This window comes from Photobacterium sp. GB-56, assembly GCF_003026105.1.
In the GTDB taxonomy this organism is placed as follows: domain Bacteria; phylum Pseudomonadota; class Gammaproteobacteria; order Enterobacterales; family Vibrionaceae; genus Photobacterium.
Genome location: NZ_PYNW01000002.1, coordinates 338,548 through 354,908, shown reverse-complemented (window position 1 = coordinate 354,908; position 16,361 = coordinate 338,548). Strand labels below are relative to the sequence as shown.

General features: G+C 38.3%; 15 protein-coding genes and 1 riboswitch. Of the genes, 10 read left to right on the top strand and 5 right to left on the bottom strand.

The window, feature by feature from the left end:
• The first annotated feature begins 1 nt into the window (after position 1).
• Together artQ and artM are read left to right on the top strand one after the other, a co-directional pair.
• Positions 2–709 carry an arginine ABC transporter permease ArtQ gene (gene artQ, locus C9J42_RS04330; RefSeq protein WP_107246923.1) on the top strand — a complete coding sequence of 236 codons (708 nt, stop codon included), beginning with the start codon at positions 2–4 and terminating at the stop codon, positions 707–709.
• Positions 706–1,377, top strand: coding sequence for an arginine ABC transporter permease ArtM (gene artM / locus C9J42_RS04325; protein WP_107259522.1), 672 nt, complete (start codon positions 706–708; stop codon positions 1,375–1,377). Before artQ ends, artM begins: the two co-directional genes overlap by 4 nt.
• Positions 1,378–1,440: 63 nt before the next feature.
• Here the strand turns inward: artM and C9J42_RS04320 are convergent, their stop codons facing one another.
• Entirely contained in the window at positions 1,441–2,640 is a 1,200-nt protein-coding gene (locus C9J42_RS04320; protein ID WP_107301686.1) for a 3-phenylpropionate MFS transporter, read from the bottom strand.
• Between the two features lie 260 nt (positions 2,641–2,900).
• Here C9J42_RS04320 and C9J42_RS04315 point away from each other — a divergent pair, with 260 nt between their 5' ends.
• From C9J42_RS04315 to C9J42_RS04290, 6 genes are all read left to right on the top strand, one after another.
• Entirely contained in the window at positions 2,901–3,263 is a 363-nt protein-coding gene (locus C9J42_RS04315; protein ID WP_107206382.1) for a cytochrome c, read from the top strand.
• Positions 3,264–3,290: 27 nt separating this feature from the next.
• Positions 3,291–4,724, top strand: coding sequence for a cytochrome-c oxidase, cbb3-type subunit I (gene ccoN / locus C9J42_RS04310; RefSeq protein ID WP_107301685.1), 1,434 nt, complete (start codon positions 3,291–3,293; stop codon positions 4,722–4,724).
• Complete coding sequence (ccoO, locus tag C9J42_RS04305; RefSeq protein WP_107206380.1) at positions 4,717–5,325, top strand: cytochrome-c oxidase, cbb3-type subunit II; 609 nt, start codon at positions 4,717–4,719, stop codon at positions 5,323–5,325. The genes ccoN and ccoO overlap by 8 nt, the downstream gene beginning before the upstream one ends.
• Positions 5,322–7,520 (top strand): cytochrome-c oxidase, cbb3-type subunit III, encoded by a 2,199-nt coding sequence (gene ccoP / locus C9J42_RS04300; protein ID WP_107301684.1) that lies wholly within the window; start codon positions 5,322–5,324, stop codon positions 7,518–7,520. The genes ccoO and ccoP overlap by 4 nt, the downstream gene beginning before the upstream one ends.
• 136 nt (positions 7,521–7,656) lie before the next feature.
• Positions 7,657–7,830: riboswitch (Lysine riboswitch) on the top strand.
• A gap of 85 nt (positions 7,831–7,915) precedes the next feature.
• Positions 7,916–9,496 carry a Na+/H+ antiporter NhaC family protein gene (locus C9J42_RS04295; RefSeq protein ID WP_107246915.1) on the top strand — a complete coding sequence of 527 codons (1,581 nt, stop codon included), beginning with the start codon at positions 7,916–7,918 and terminating at the stop codon, positions 9,494–9,496.
• A gap of 106 nt (positions 9,497–9,602) precedes the next feature.
• On the top strand, positions 9,603–10,043 hold the full coding sequence (locus C9J42_RS04290) for a VOC family protein (RefSeq protein ID WP_107287638.1): 441 nt from the start codon (positions 9,603–9,605) through the stop codon (positions 10,041–10,043).
• Between the two features lie 60 nt (positions 10,044–10,103).
• Here C9J42_RS04290 and C9J42_RS04285 read toward each other — a convergent pair whose 3' ends face one another.
• From C9J42_RS04285 to C9J42_RS04270, 4 genes are all read right to left on the bottom strand, one after another.
• A complete protein-coding gene (locus C9J42_RS04285; protein WP_107301683.1) occupies positions 10,104–10,754 on the bottom strand; it encodes a Qnr family pentapeptide repeat protein in 651 nt (216 codons plus the stop codon).
• 100 nt (positions 10,755–10,854) lie between these two features.
• On the bottom strand, positions 10,855–11,247 hold the full coding sequence (locus tag C9J42_RS04280) for a cystatin domain-containing protein (protein ID WP_107246912.1): 393 nt from the start codon (positions 11,245–11,247) through the stop codon (positions 10,855–10,857).
• A gap of 126 nt (positions 11,248–11,373) precedes the next feature.
• Positions 11,374–11,715, bottom strand: a complete 342-nt coding sequence (locus tag C9J42_RS04275) for a 5-carboxymethyl-2-hydroxymuconate Delta-isomerase (RefSeq protein WP_006645414.1) — start codon at positions 11,713–11,715, stop codon at positions 11,374–11,376.
• Positions 11,716–11,894: 179 nt separating this feature from the next.
• Positions 11,895–12,251 carry a DsrE/DsrF/TusD sulfur relay family protein gene (locus C9J42_RS04270; protein WP_107206374.1) on the bottom strand — a complete coding sequence of 119 codons (357 nt, stop codon included), beginning with the start codon at positions 12,249–12,251 and terminating at the stop codon, positions 11,895–11,897.
• Between the two features lie 315 nt (positions 12,252–12,566).
• Here C9J42_RS04270 and C9J42_RS04265 point away from each other — a divergent pair, with 315 nt between their 5' ends.
• Together C9J42_RS04265 and C9J42_RS04260 are read left to right on the top strand one after the other, a co-directional pair.
• A complete protein-coding gene (locus tag C9J42_RS04265; protein WP_107206373.1) occupies positions 12,567–13,091 on the top strand; it encodes a hypothetical protein in 525 nt (174 codons plus the stop codon).
• A gap of 185 nt (positions 13,092–13,276) precedes the next feature.
• Positions 13,277–16,345 carry an EAL domain-containing protein gene (locus C9J42_RS04260; protein WP_107246911.1) on the top strand — a complete coding sequence of 1,023 codons (3,069 nt, stop codon included), beginning with the start codon at positions 13,277–13,279 and terminating at the stop codon, positions 16,343–16,345.
• Positions 16,346–16,361 lie beyond the last annotated feature (16 nt).

The following is a 16,361-nucleotide window of genomic DNA, read 5'->3' as shown; positions in this document are numbered from 1 at the left end:
TATGATGTTATCGGGATATTCTCTTTCCCTGTTAGAAGCTAGCTGGATGACAATCCAGCTCGCTTTTACCAGTTTAGCGGTTGGATTGGTGCTGGCTATGTTGTTTGCTGGCGGTGAGATGTCTCGATTTCGCTTCGTGGCATGGCCAACGACAGCCTTAGTGACAGTATTACGAGGCTTACCTGAACTACTGATTGTTTTATTCATCTTTTTTGGTTCAGGCCAGATTTTATTTTACATCACGGGTGATTATATCGAGATCAGCCCTTTTCTTTCAGGTGTTATTGCGCTTTCACTGATTTTTGCCTCTTATGCAGCGCAAACTATCCGTGGTGCCATTAAAGCTGTGCCTAAAGGACAAAGAGAAGCAGCCAGTGCGCTTGGGATCAGCAAAGCAAGAACATTTGTCGCTATTATTATTCCCCAAGCGATCCGTCATGCATTACCAGGGTTAACTAACCAATGGTTGGTATTATTAAAAGATACCGCCTTAGTATCGCTCATCGGTGTGACGGATCTTCTAAAACAAGCACAGTTAAGCTCTGCAGCAACGCATGAAAGTTTTACTTGGTATGCAACAGCTGCGGCAGTGTATTTAGTGATCACTCTAATTACACAACAAATTATTAAACGGATTGATGCGAAATATAGCGCTCAAGAAGGTTCAAGCAACGACAAAAAAACGGTTGTTGAAGGAGCGATGGCATGAATGAACAACACTTCTGGCAATTAATGGATGGCCTTGCCACCAGCTTACAATTGACCGTTGCATCGTTAGTAGTTGGCTGTACTCTCGCTCTCTTAATGACGATGACATTGATTTTAAGAACCCCTGTTTTACATTGGTTAAGCCGTGGCATCATTACCCTATTTACGGGTACACCTTTGTTAGTTCAAATCTTTTTGATTTACTACGGACCGGGGCAATTTGAAGGTATTCGTGAAAGCTTTGTATGGCAATGGCTCAGCCAACCGTGGTTCTGTGCGATGTTGGCACTAGCATTAAATACTGCCGCTTACAGTACTCAACTGTTTAAAGGGGCGTTTGATGCAATTCCTAAAGGTCAATGGCAAGCATGTCGTGCGTTAGGCATGGAGACCAAAACGACATTACATACCTTGTTACCTTTTGCCATCCGTCGTTCTGTACCGGCTTACTCTAATGAAGTAATTTTAGTGTTTAAAGGTACATCGCTTGCCAGCACTATTACTATTATGGATATCATGGGTTACGCTCAACGTATTAATGCTCAAACCTACGATACGTTAACTGTGTTTGCCATTGCTGGTGCTATGTATCTTACCGTTAATGCCCTGCTTTCTATTGCGTTTAGACTAATAGAGAAAAAAGCCTTGGCGTTTGAAGTAGCGAATTAAATTTCATCTTTCACCGATTAAAAAGCCGATAATACACTTATCGGCTTTTTTTATTTTTAAAGGTTAAGCTGAAGCAAATATTTTATTTCTCACTGTTTGTTGCTCTTCTTTTCTATTTGGCACAGTGTCTTTTACTTTTAAGAAAATACAAGGTATACCCATCGCAGCCATAAACCAGAACATATTTATTTCAGAATGATGCATTAACCATCCGCAAAATACAGATACAAGCGCTAATACAAAACCTGCAGGAATGGCATGGTATAATGACTGTAAAGAAACATAATTATGTTTTCGATTTTCTTCCACATAACGAACCGAAGATAAAATCGTACCAGAGAACGTAATACCATGTAGAATCTGACAGAATATAAGCACATATATATCATTTGTCGCTGCGGTTAATCCCCAACGCACCACAACAGCAATTGCAGCAAGTCTAAATAATGTTGATACTTTCCAATTAGCGAACGCTTTACGACTAATTAAGTAAAAAACGATCACAGAAATTGTCGATAGGCTCCATAAATAACCAATCGTATCAGAGTTTAGCCCCTGTTCTTTCCAGTAGACGGTACTGAAGAAATAATAACCACCATGGCTTCCCTCTAACAAAGAAGCGACCAATAAAAATAATAGTGTCTCTTTACAACATAAGACTTTGAAAATATTCTTTCTTTTTTGCTCATCATGGTGGCATACCATAGGTACTGCTGGCTTCATTAGCGTACCTAGTAATGTTGCACCCAAGCCAATAGCTCCCATGATTGGTACAGAACTGACACCAAAGTTATGAACAACACATCCCATACAAGCTGACGCAACCGTTAATGCAACCGCTCCCCATAAGCGAGTGTAGCCATAATCGAGTCGATCATCTCGAGCATAGTGATTTGATATCGCATCCGAAATCGCTACCGCAGGACCAATTGCTAAATTAAATAACACGAGTAGTAATGCAAGTACCCAAAATGTTGGCGTAATCGTACCTATCCAGATAAACGCAATAAAGCCGAGCAAGCTTAAAAACATTGACCAACGAAGGAACGGTATGAGATGCCCAACCTTGTGAAATAAAGGTGTTAATGTAAAGTTGATCACACAGCGAGCGGCAAGTCCAAAACCGATCAGCATCCCGATATCGGCATCTGAAATCCCTAATTTTTCTAACCATAATCCTCTAAAGGGTAAATACACCCCATACGAGAACCAGAACATAAATTGATACGTGGACATCCATACTGATGGTCGACAATTAAGCATTCGTACGATTACTCCTTTCAATGTTTGAGTAACAGTAACGAAAATAGTTATCATTAACAATTTGAAGAAATACCAAAAAATAATTAAAAACAGCCACATTACATGACTGCTTTTAGAATAAACTGAAAAATATTTTGATTTATTCCTTTAATTTCTGATGTTTTCTCAAAACAGATGTTGCGAAAATGTAAAATAATCTATCTTTATAAATGTGCGTCTATATTACGACTTCTATAAATAAGATAAAAAGGGAGATGAGCATGTCTTTAATCCTATCCATTAAGCGGTTTTTGTTTGTGGTTTTAGTTGTAACTCCCCTCGTTTCATCAGCCGATGAAATGACACCGAAACAACAATTTGAGATCGGGAAACAAAAAGCCCTTGTTTGTATGACATGCCATGGTGTCGATGGTATTTCAGCAACGGATACCTATCCCAACTTACAAGGCCAAAAGCAGCAATATTTGGTCGCTGCACTTAAAGCATACAAACAGAATCAACGTGTTGATGGTTTAGCGATATTAATGCAGGGTTATGCTAAAGATTTAAGTGATCAAGATATGAAGGATCTCGCGTATTACTTTAGTAGCGTAAAAACAGATACCAGCCATCAATCACAATAAACGGCATTACTTGCTAAGGTTATGACGATGGATACTCAGTATAATTATAAAATCGTTAAGTACTTTATGATCGCGAGTGTTAGTTGGGCGTTCATAGCTATGTTAATTGGTGTTATTTTAGCTGCGCAACTTTATTGGCCTGCCCTTAACCTCGATTCTGAATACTTTCAATTTGGTCGTCTCCGTCCATTGCATACTAATGGCGTCATTTTTGGCTTTGTCGTCAATCTTTTAATGGGAACGTCCTTTTATATTGTTCAACGCACCTGTAAAACACCGCTATATAATAACACTGCTGCTTGGTCTGTCTTTTGGGGTTGGCAATTTATCCTTCTTCTTGCCCTTATTACCCTGCCATTAGGTTTTACTACCTCAAAAGAGTACGCCGAACTTGAATGGCCAATTGATGTCTTAATTGCTGTTATCTGGGTGATGTACGCCATTGTGTTTTTTATGACAGTCGCCAAACGTACCGTTCATCATATCTTTGTTGCTAACTGGTTTTACGGCGCGTTTATTATTGTTATTGCGATGATTTTTATTGCTAACAATCTCGAATTGCCTGTCACGATGTGGAAATCTTACTCTATTTACTCAGGGGCTGAAGATGCTATCGTGCAATGGTGGTGGGGACATAATGCGGTTGGTTTCTTATTAACCGCTGGCATCATTGGTATGAACTACTATTTCATTCCCAAAATTGCCGAGCGCCCTATTTACTCTTATCGCTTATCTGTTATTCATTTTTGGGGCTTAGTCGGCTTTTATACTTGGGCTGGTACGCACCATCTTATTTATTCTTCTGTGCCAGATTGGTTACAAAATCTCGGCATTGTGATGTCGTTAATTTTATGGCTTCCCTCATGGGGTGGCGCGTTTAATAGCATCATGACCTTGCTCAATAATAAGCAGAAACTTAAGCACGATTACATTATGTGGTTTTTCTTCTCTGCCATTGTTTACTACGCGCTAGCGACTTTTGAAGGGCCATTATTAGCCATTCGTTGGTTTAATATGATTGCGCATAATACCGATTGGATCATCGGTCATGTGCATTCAGGAGCCCTAGGTTGGGTTGGCATGTCTGCCATTGCCGTATTTTATTACTTTATTCCTCGTTTATATGGTCACGAGCAATTGTGGTCAAATCGTTTAGTTAAATGGCATTTCTGGTTTGCGCATATTGGGATAGTACTTTATGCCGTTGCACTGTGGATAGCTGGGATCGGACAGGGCTACATGTGGCTAAAAGAAGAACCTAATGGCTCGCTTAGCTATAGTTTTGTCGAAGCGATGAACTTCAGTGCACCGTGGATGTTAGTTCGCTTTATCGGTGGTGCGTTGTTTGTGTTAGGTATAATTCTAATGATTTATAACCTATACAGAACGCTAAAACAGCCAAAGCCTAGATCAGTTAAGCATCAAAATGCGGCAACAGAAAAGGTAGATACTCATGATTAATAAAGATTTTACCTCATCTGTAGTGATCCTTATTGTTGCAACAACTTTGGTTGCTGCCTTTTCATTCTTAGTATGGGTACTTCCTGCTTTTTTTTACCAAGATAAGTTAATTGCACAATCAAGCGCGAAGCCATTAACCGCGTTAGAAGTTGCTGGTCGCGATATATATATCAGTGAAGGTTGCCATACTTGTCATACCATGATGGTTCGTCCATTAAATGCAGAAATTAAACGTTATGGACGATATAGCCGAGAAAGTGACGATATTTATGAGCATCCCAATTTATGGGGTTCAAAACGTACCGGACCTGATCTCACCAATTTAGGTCGAAAATATTCAGATCAATGGCACATCATCCACTTAAGAAATCCCCGCGATGTTGTACCAACGTCGATTATGCCCTCTTATCCTTGGCTGTTTGAGCAAGTACTCGATGGTGAAGACATTGATGCAAAGCTGATTGCGTTACGTACGCTTGGTGTTCCTTACACTGATAAGGAAATTAAACAGGCGCGCTTAGAAGTAAAAGGTAAAACTAAGGCACAGGCATTAATCGCCTATCTACAAAGTCTGGGACAAGATCAAGGAGTACGACCATGAGTACTTTTTGGAGTGGTTGGGTCATTACCCTAACCCTGATTTTTCTCGCAATAATGATCGTCGTTGTTGCCTACTACTGGAAGAAAAACAGTGCCGCCAATGCTAATCGGACCGTCGATAGCTTTGATGGTATTGATGAAAACGATGCCGCCGTACCTAACCTTCTACTCCTTTCTTATCTTCTTGCTTTCATTATTGCTGCCATTTTCTTGGTACTCTACCCAGGCATGGGAAACTGGCAAGGGCTTATGAAGTGGCAATCAAGTAGTGAAGCAGCTTCAACCTCTCCCACCTCGTTAGCCAAACAAATTAGCCAAATGTCTAATGGCGATACATCATTTCAAACTTTAAGTACCTCGCCTGAAATTGTGGTCGCGGGTCGTGCTTTATTTCAAACCCATTGTGCGGCTTGCCATTTAAATCAAGCACAAGGTCAACTTCATTTCCCTAATTTAAGTGATACCGTTTGGCTTTATGGTGGTAGCGATGAGGCGATCCATCATTCGATTGTTAAAGGTCGTAATGGGGTCATGGCTGGTTGGAAAGATATTCTGACTGAAGAAGAAATTGAGCATGTCTCATATTATGTCGCTTCACTTGAAAAAAACCGCATTATCGCAGAGCCAGCTATTAACCTTGAACTCGGTAAAACTGTATTTGATGCTAACTGTACGGCTTGTCATGGCAGTGATGCAAAAGGTAATACTGCGATTGGTGCGCCAAACCTAACCGATAATATCTGGCTTCACGATGGCAGTGTTGAAGGTATTATTTCAACGGTAAAATATGGCTTGAACAATCTCATGCCTGCTTTTGAAGAGCAACTCAGCGATAGCGAAATTCAAGCATTAGGGGCTTATATTCGCCACCAAGGAAATAGACAAAACGAGAAACTCGCAGCACTTGATCCGGATATGGTTAGTAAAGGGCAATACCTTGCTTATGCAGGAGATTGTATTGCTTGTCACACTGGTGAAGGTGGCGAACCATTTGGTGGCGGTTTAGGATTTTTAACGCCATTTGGCACGCTTTATTCTACCAATATTTCAGCACATCCAACCTATGGTATTGGGGATTACACCTACGATGAATTTTATGATGCGCTACATAAAGGTAAAGGCAAACATGGCTACCTATATCCAGCGATGCCCTACTCGTCTTATCAATATGTGACAGATGAAGACACCCAAGCACTTTGGGCTTACATGCAATCGCTTAATTTTGTGAATACTCGTAATGAAGAAAACAAGATGATGTTCCCAAGTAATATCCGGTTAGGACTACTTGGTTGGAATATTGCCTTTCTTAATACCGACCCTTTGCAATACCCAGCAGATGCCACCGAACAATGGAAACGGGGTAAATATTTAACCATGGGGTTAGGCCATTGTTCGGAATGTCATACTCCACGTAACGTTGCACAAGCCTTGATAGAAAAAGAGCTATTCCAAGGTAATTTGATTGATGGCTGGAAAGCCCCAAATATTACCGCAACAGAGCTATATCAAGATCGTTGGGATGTAAAAACACTAACCGACTTTTTAAAAACGGGTCATTCAGATAAAGGAACCGCATTTGGTGGTATGGCGGAAGTGGTACAAAACAGTACCCGTTTCTTGACAGAACAAGACGTCGCAGCCATTGCGGAATACTTGATCACTGGCGATAAATATAACGAGTTAGATAGCTCGGTTCCTCAGCTTAACCCACCAGGCTTTGGTGACTTGGTGCCAGCCAATGTTGATATTCAAACCGTTGAGCTAAAACCGTTAAGTAGCAACGATCCTGAAAACGAAGCCAAACTATATGGTGTGTATGTGCAAACCTGTGGTGCATGCCATGGTAAAGACGGTAAAGGTAGGAAAGGGATCGCCCCTACGCTGCTTAACAACGGGATAATTATGCACAGTGATCCTTACGATACGATTGCCGTTACCATTCGTGGTTTATCGCCAAACTTCATGGAACAAGACAGTAACTTTATGCCTATGAGTAGCTTTAACTCGGTGCTCAGTGATGCCAACCTTGCGAAATTAATTAGCTTTGTCCGCGATAAGTTAGGTGATAGAACTGTACCTGTTACACCACAAGAAGTAGCAGAGGTAAGAAAAGATTTAATTAAAGGTGGCTATGCTGGGAATATACACTCCATGACAACACCAGAACAAAATCAGCCCAATAGCATAACAGAATGAGCGATTATCTAAATGGAATATATCGCTACTAATTGGTTAACATGCCATCAACAGTAACAATATTTACAATTAATATGCATTTTCTGTCTGCTTTTTATTGCCTAAGCAAAATTAATAGGTATCATCAAATTTCAATCCTTTGAGTAGAGGCGCGCTGCCTAAAAGTATCCGGATGGAGGGTGACACCTTTGAAGTCTGGGGAAAGGAGTCGGCGCCGAAGTGTTTGTTGTGTCGTCAACAATCGCTGGGTCTGCATTAAATAAGTGCAGAACTGCCATAGTTATTTTGTCTATGGAGCGCTACCCTAAGGGATACGAAGAAGTATTTTTTCTCCTGAAATCTGTTTCTCTATCCTTTCGGTAGATCTCCACCTAATATAGGTGTTTAAGAGATCCATGAATCTAGTTCAATATTCTGACTCCCTGCTATCTGTTGTACCACCCTTACTGGCGGTTGTTTTAGCAATCACTACACGACGTGTATTGTTATCACTTGGCCTTGGTATTGTTGCAGGCGCAATCCTTCTTAATGATTACAGCCCTTTAGCGGCGCTTCAATATATCGTAAATAAAGTTGTAGGCCTTGTTTGGGCAGACGGTGCTGTAAATAGCGGTAACGTTAATATGATCATCTTTATGCTTTTGCTCGGTGGTTTGATCAGCTTAATGACAGCAACAGGTGCCACTAAAGCATTTGCTGAATGGGGTGTTCGTCGCTGTAAAGATCGCCGTAGCGCAAATATGCTAACGGGTTTAATGGTTTTTGCTTTCTTTATTGATGACTTTTTCCATAGCTTATCTGTGGGGCCTATTTGTCGCCCAGTAACAGATCGCTTCAATATCTCACGTGCAAAGCTTGCTTATTTACTTGATTCAACGGCTGCACCTGTTTGTGTTATCACGCCAATTTCTTCTTGGGGTGCTTACATTATTGCTATTCTTAGCGGTATTTTAGTAACAAACCATATTACCGATATCAGTGCTATTTCATTGTTTGTTCAAATGATCCCAATGAACTTATACGCCGTGTTTACGCTATTAATGGTTATCGTTGTTATTTTCTTCCAACTTAACATTGGTCCAATGCGTCAACACGAAGCATGGGCAGAAGAAGGTAAGCTATGGGATGAATCTAAAGGCCACCCTAAAGGTTTAGAGATCACGACTGAGTCTGAAGGCCAAGGTACTATGATTGATATGGTATTGCCTATTCTAACACTGACAGTCTCAAGCGTTATCTTTATGATCATCAGTGGTGCTGAAGTATTAAGCGCAAAAGGCGAGGCTTTTAGCTTAATTGCTTCTTTAGAGCATACCGATCTAGGTGCTTCATTGGTTAATGCATCTTTATGTAGCCTAGCTGTTTCTATTCTTCTAGCTTTACGTTTAAAGCTGCCACGTAAGACTTGGTTAACTGCGGCACCTCAAGGTGTACAAGCGATGATCCCTGCAATCATTATTCTACTTTTTGCATGGACGATCGGTACTGTTGTGAGTGATATGTCTACAGGCCAATACCTAGCCTCTTTAACAAAAGGGGGGTTCCCAACGGAATTACTACCAGCATTAGTCTTCATCCTTTCATGTGCAATGTCATTTGCGACAGGTACAAGCTGGGGCACGTTCGGGATCATGTTGCCACTTGCTGGTGATATGGCGGTAGCAAGTGATGCTCACCTATTAATGCCGATGTTATCTGCAGTACTTGCAGGTTCGGTATTTGGTGATCACAGCTCACCTATTTCAAGCACAAGTATCTTGTCTGCAACAGGTGCAGGTAGTCACCATATGGATCACGTTATGACTCAGCTTCCTTATGCTATTACTGTCGCTTTTGGCGCACTATTAGGTTATTTGGCAATGGGTATCTTATCTTCAACAATTGCGGGTATTGCAGTAAGCTCTGTTTGGTTCCTTGCATGTTGTACGATTCACCTACGTCGTCATAAGAAACAACTGCAAGCGGTAACAGCATAAACATTAGATCATAAAATCTAATAATCCCCGTTCGTTTTAATACGCATTTGCTTTATGCTAAGTATTAGACAACGGGGATTTTTTTGTATAAAAGCTAGGAAATAGAATGGAATACTTACATACCATGGTACGAGTGAGCAACTTAGATGCTTCACTGGATTTTTACTGTAACAAGCTTGGTTTGGTAGAAATTCGACGAAAAGAAAGCGAACGTGGACGTTTTACTCTCGTATTTTTAGCTGCACCTAATCAGGCAGAAGCGGCAAAAGAAACACAATCGCCTTTATTAGAACTAACTTATAACTGGGATCCAGAATCGTACACTGGTGGCCGTAATTTTGGTCACCTCGCTTTTGCCGTCGATAATATTTACGATTTATGTGCTCATTTACAAAATAATGGTGTTGTCATTAATCGCCCACCCCGTGATGGACATATGGCATTTGTTCGTTCACCTGATGGCATTTCGATTGAACTGCTACAAAAAGGTGACGCACTAGAACCCGCTGAACCTTGGGCTTCGATGCAAAACCAAGGTGAATGGTAAGAAATAGCTTTTTGTTTGTCGGTATTATTTTATTCAATAATACCGACAGTTATAGAGCCTTTAAAGCACAATAATGCCAAGTTGACTTAGTAATTGCTCTTGTTGCCAGTCGCAAATTTTTACACCGTTCAAATTCACACGTCGAATATCAACTCCCTCTAAATCCACATGACAAAGATCTGTGTCTTCTACAACGCATTGACCCCACTGTTCAGAGGAAAACTCACCGCGACTTAAGTCAGATCCTTTAAACGATGTTGCCAACAAATTAGCCCCATTCCATCGGTTTTCAAACAGTTCGCACTGCTCTAATTTTATGTCTTCGAAATTGCTATAACGTAAATTGCAGCCAGTGATAAATGCCGAGCAAAAGAAAGTGTTATGGGTAATATAATTTGCAAAAGAAGCATATTGAAAATCAACGCCTTGGAGATTAGATTGTCGCATTTCTATGCCAAAACACTGCGCATTACGAAAACTAGCCATTGACAAATTACACTGCTTAAAACTCGCATCTTTGAGCTTTGAATAGGAAAAATCACAGCCTTTGTCATCCCCCACATCAATAAAATTACAGTTGATAAAACTCGCTTCAACTAAATTTGCACGTGAGAAATCACAACGATAAAACTGACAATTTTCAAAAATAGCTTCGGACAATTCTTGTTTAGAAAAGCTTTCATCTTGATAGCACTGACCTACAACATGCATACATTATCTCTTCTATTACTCTGCGACTGATCAAAAAAAAGCGCAATTACTGATTGCTCAATAATAGCGCTTTCTCAATCTATTAGAACTTATTATTTAATTACTTATGAACATCACAATTCGAAGCTACTGATGATACTTGTTTTACATCTTTAACATCATAAGTATTCTGTAGGCTATGGAAAACAGTCGCATTGTAGTAATCACCATTTTCAATACTAAATGTAATTGAGTAGTTCATACCTGCAACCACTTGCTGTGTTACATGATAGATTTCACCGAGCTGATGCTCACCAGGGATTGCTTTAACGGCGTCTTTTGCTGCTTGTTCCACTTCAGGTGTTATGTCACCTTGTGCCCAACCACCAACGATTGCGTGAGAAAAATTACAACTTTCTTGCATATTCGCCTCATTCGAAGTTACGTCTTTTGCAGAATTACATGCAACTAATGTAACTGAGCTTAAAGCAATGAGTAAAACTTTCTTATTCATCATCAAATCCTAATTCACATTTTCTGCATATATATCAACAGAAAACATGATTAAGTGCAAATATACTTTATTCGAACGGTGATTTATTGCTATAAGTAATGATATAAAGCAATTATATTTGCATTTTTATATGACATACTTGCGATAAGATTGCTGATTAATATCTTCAATCTCGACTGTGACGCAAATATCATTCTGAAACATTGCTGCCACTTGGTGCAAGATGACTTCCGATAGATTATCTTTTTGCTTTGGATCTCTACCTGGAAGTACCCTTACGGTAATATGAACGAAAGGCTTTTCGGTTGTCCCTGTACGATATAACTCATAAGGTATGGCACGGGTTTTTATATCTTCTTCATCAAAAAGCCCTGAACTAAACGTCGCGTAATGCGTTGTTGCCATTAATTCATTTAAATTAATCTCTGTTTCAAGATCTTTGGCATATTCAATAATGCAATGCGGCACAGCTTATCTCCTGTATATGAATAGCTTATTTAATGACACTAGCATATATAAATAAGAGAACTCTTAGTTTGATCAGCTTTTTGATAATAAATACATTTAATATCTGAGTTCTTTTGCTTTCTGTGATTCCTGTACAAAAATAGCTCTTTTCTGTTACGTTAAATCACTGAGCATAACAATTAAAATGTTAGTACTTTTTCCGCCTTTAGTGTCCAACTTGCTAAATCATCTAACGAGCCTATTTCACAATCTTCAATGAGCAATGACTCAGACAGCCCTCGCGCACAACAACAGGTTTTACACAATTTGACCTTGCTTCCTTGTGCAATAAGGATTTCAAGCATTTGTTGAATATCATAGCCTTCTACCGGATTTTGCTGTTTCATCGCGCACATCACAGCATCAGACATTAAAAACAATTTGAGACTTACAGGTTGTTCTTCCTGTTCATTAAGTTTAATGGCTAAGCGTAATGCATTAAAAGGACGCTCAGAGCCATAAGGAGCGTCATTGATAACGATTAAAATAGTTTGCATTTAATACCCATCTAAAAAATAAAATCAATTGCCTTTATTGTCACACAAAATGAGATTAAATATATAAAAACCCCAAACACTACTGATCAATAATAGCAATAGTCAATTAATATCACAGTTCACATTTCTAATGTCTTTACGTCACTGTACGTCTACAAAACATTCAGTTAGTACACATTATTATCTCAAATTCACGTTATATGCATATTCTACTATTCTCAACTCGAATAATTTGGCACATTACCGCCTCAGTTGATTTAACACGTTTATTCATAGCAGCTGAAGTGTACTTAACCTCTAGAATGAGAACATAAAATGAGTCATCGTCTTCAACTAACCGATGCACCATCGGTCCTATTTTTATTTGGTCTTTCTGGTGCCGGTAAATCTTTTGTCGGTGATGTCATTGGTGCTCATGACGATTGGTTTGTTTACCATGCAGATGACGATTTAACTGATGAAATGCGTGAAGTTATTGCTGCGAACAAGCCTTTTACGGATGAAATGAGAGATGATTTTTTTATTCGTATCAGTCAAAAAGTTAATCACTTCCGGACTCTTTATCCCCGTGTAGTGGTTACACAAGGTGCTTATAAAAAACAACACCGTGATTTCCTACGTCAAAGTATCACAGACATAGATATGATTTATGTCACTGCAACGGACTCGTTAATTCACCAACGTTTAGAGTATCGTATCAATGGTATTTCTAACGAAAGTGCAGACGCTATAAAGCATATTTTTGAAACACCTGATGATACTGTAAAAACAATTTTTAATTGTGAAGGCAAGGCTTCTATCATTGCGCAATTAAACCGTTTTTATAACAATATGCAATAAAAACATGATAGATAAGATCATTAAATTTTATGTTTATAAATTTAACCTTGATGCTACCTTGTTACTTTTATAACTTCCTTGAAATATTTACCCGTCACGTTTCTCATTATTTCCCCTTAACTATATGAACACTTTAGCATAGACTTATACATTGTATGTCTATGGATTCATATTAAGGTGTCTGTGTGAATGGGTTAAAACAGTATCTTCTTGCCATTTTAGTACCATTAGTTGCTATGGTGACTATTTTAAGTCTCTATTTTTACCAGAAAGACAGTGTTCAGCTTGCAGAACATATCAAAGAAAATGAACTGCGCCAGTTAGATTCTCTTATACAAATTAGTTACTTACATCTAAACACTATCACTGAAGATTTAAACCGTCTCACTTATCAATTACAGCAAGAACCTCTTCATGAACCATTACGGGTCTTGGAAAAGGCAAATGTACTAAAACAATTTAAGAGCATCCTTATTACCTCAGAGCTCTATGACTCCATTCGATTAATTGACTATAAAAACAGCCAAGTTCTTCTCCTGGACAAGGTGAAAGATGGCTTTCATATTGATTACAGTAAAGTCATTGAAGAACCACAAGAATTAAAAAATATAGATCATACATTTTCTCTTAATAATAAAATAAGTTACATTTATAAACATCAAAATAAAGTATCATTTTATCAACATTTAAAATTAGAACACAGCAATTGGGTTGTGCAGCTAAGTTACCACCAAATCCCTGTTAGTAATATTGCAAGCAATAAAGAGCGTACAAATTTTATTATTAACAATGATGCAAAATGGATCACACAGCCATACTTAAACAAATCACTGACCCCATCAAGAGATGATAATACAAGTTCTGATGACGTACTTTTCTCTGTTACCTATCCTTATTTATGGAACGCTGTAAAACGATTAAACAAAGGACAAACGATCATTGGTGACTATCTCTACACCTATACCCCACTGATATTTAAAGATAAAAAATTAAATAAAAATATAGATAAAAACACATCTGAGTGGGTGTTAATTTCCTCACTAAATTTTGATAAAGAACTGAACAATCTGTATTTTTCTAATTTTACACGAATACGTTTAACCGCCATTTATATTACGTTTTTTATTTTAATTATTAGCTCAGCAATGTTGATACGACGATTAATTAAGAATCGTAAAAATGAACAGATATTACGTAAGCAACGAGATCAAAATATAAAAAGATATACGGCGGTTATTAAAAATAGCGAAGATGGTATTGTAGCACTCAATAAAAATAGAGAAATTACAGCGATTAATGACGCTGCTTTTAAAATACTTAATATTCATTCTCGCGCTTTACAAAAACCATTAATAGGTCTCTTCTATTCAAAACAAATTCAAGATGAACTCACAACCTTACTTAATACTATTGATCAATTACCTAACACAGAGCATTTAAAGACTCATATAAAACTTAAATATAAACGTTCAAAACACCTTGAAGTTATTGCAACTAAGCAAGTTGATAATGTTGAAGATAACATTTTACTTCATATTGCTGATATAACTTATTGGGTTAATCGTGAGAAGAAATTACAAGCCTTATCTCGCGCAGCAGAACAAAGCGCAGAATCCGTTATCATTACCGATAAAAATGGCTTTATTCAGTATGTAAATACGGCTTATGTAAAAATGAGTAACAAGCCTTTAAATCAGCTTATTGGTAGCCACAGCTCAATTTGTATTAATGACTATATCGATAATAAGCATGAACAAGATGAACTCATTAGCAAATTAGTCTCAGGACAATCCATTCGCCATGTTATTACCAAAAAAACGGATAACGATATAATTTATATGGATTATACCATTTCACCTATTCGCGGTGATGATGGCAATATTTGTAACTACATAGCAACAAGCAAAGACATAACAGACAGAGTCAGTTATGAAAATAGATTACACCGTCTTGCACACTATGATGCATTAACCCAGTTACCTAATAGAACAATGTTTACTCAAGATATTGCACACAGCATGCAAGAAGCAATTCGACATAAGGCTCAAATTGCTATCATCGTGATCGATTTAGAATTAACAAAACAGCTTCATGAATCCATGAGTAATGAAGACATTGAAAAAATCCTTTTAATTGTCTCAAAACGGATAAAATCTAATTTACGTGAGACAGATGTTTTAGCCCGTATTGATACTAATGAATTTGGCATTTTAATCAGATCATTTCACGATTTACAAACAATCACGCAAGTGGCTGAACGATTACTACAAAATACTAATGCGCCGTTATCTATCGATAGCCAAGTACTTTCTATCTCAACTAACATTGGTATTGCATTAAGCTCAGACACCGAATCAGACCCAAAGCTGATACAAAAATACGCTCACATGGCCTTATATCGCGCTAAAGGATTATCCGGTAGCAACTACTGCTATTTCACTGAATCGATGGAAGCGGAAAACATTCAGCGTTTAATACTTGAGTCTGACCTTCGAAAATCCGTTGGTAGTGAACAATATGAATACTTCTATCAACCTAAGGTGAATGCCAATACACACACACTGTGCGGTGTTGAAGCCCTACTACGTTGGAAAAACAGCAAAGGAGAATACCGTTCACCTATTGATGTTATCCCTGTTTTAGAATCATCCGAGCTTATTATCGATGCTGGGCGTTACCTGATAAATCAAGCATGCCTTCAATTAAAATCTTGGCAAGACAAAGAGTATTACTTTGATATTGCAATCAATATTTCTGCAAGACAGTTATTAGAAGCCGACTTAGTAGAAACAATAACACAAGCGATTAACAATACGGGTTGTAACCCTCATTTTCTCGAACTTGAATTAACAGAAAGCGTGCTCATGTGTGATGTTAATTTTGCTTTAAAACAGCTTAAATCTTTACGTAAACTAGGCATTAAAATCGCTATTGATGATTTCGGAACTGGTTACTCTTCCCTCGCTTATCTTTCGCGCTTTCCTATAAACATTCTAAAAGTCGATAGAGAATTCATCAAAGATCTGCCTTTTAACAAAGACAGTATTACGATTTGTCGTTCTATCATAGAACTTGCTCATAATTTAAATTTAACAATTGTCGCTGAAGGTGTTGAAACAGAAGTTCAACTTAAGTTCTTAGAATCTCTCGGCGTGGAAGAATTACAAGGCTTTTATTTTGATAAACCATTACCATTATCCGATTTTGAGAGGAAATATTTAAACACAAATGAAATAAGGTCAACTTTAAGTTGAAAACAAGGTTCTCATC

Coding starts and splice junctions, on each gene's coding strand:
- artM (WP_107259522.1), top strand. CDS start 706: ATGAATGAACAACACTTCTGGCAATTAATGGATGGCCTTGCCACCAGC.
- C9J42_RS04290 (WP_107287638.1), top strand. CDS start 9,603: ATGGAATACTTACATACCATGGTACGAGTGAGCAACTTAGATGCTTCA.
- C9J42_RS04280 (WP_107246912.1), bottom strand. CDS start 11,247: ATGAATAAGAAAGTTTTACTCATTGCTTTAAGCTCAGTTACATTAGTT.
- C9J42_RS04285 (WP_107301683.1), bottom strand. CDS start 10,754: ATGCATGTTGTAGGTCAGTGCTATCAAGATGAAAGCTTTTCTAAACAA.
- ccoP (WP_107301684.1), top strand. CDS start 5,322: ATGAGTACTTTTTGGAGTGGTTGGGTCATTACCCTAACCCTGATTTTT.
- C9J42_RS04295 (WP_107246915.1), top strand. CDS start 7,916: ATGAATCTAGTTCAATATTCTGACTCCCTGCTATCTGTTGTACCACCC.
- C9J42_RS04265 (WP_107206373.1), top strand. CDS start 12,567: ATGAGTCATCGTCTTCAACTAACCGATGCACCATCGGTCCTATTTTTA.
- ccoO (WP_107206380.1), top strand. CDS start 4,717: ATGATTAATAAAGATTTTACCTCATCTGTAGTGATCCTTATTGTTGCA.
- ccoN (WP_107301685.1), top strand. CDS start 3,291: ATGGATACTCAGTATAATTATAAAATCGTTAAGTACTTTATGATCGCG.
- artQ (WP_107246923.1), top strand. CDS start 2: ATGATGTTATCGGGATATTCTCTTTCCCTGTTAGAAGCTAGCTGGATG.
- C9J42_RS04320 (WP_107301686.1), bottom strand. CDS start 2,640: ATGCTTAATTGTCGACCATCAGTATGGATGTCCACGTATCAATTTATG.
- C9J42_RS04315 (WP_107206382.1), top strand. CDS start 2,901: ATGTCTTTAATCCTATCCATTAAGCGGTTTTTGTTTGTGGTTTTAGTT.
- C9J42_RS04270 (WP_107206374.1), bottom strand. CDS start 12,251: ATGCAAACTATTTTAATCGTTATCAATGACGCTCCTTATGGCTCTGAG.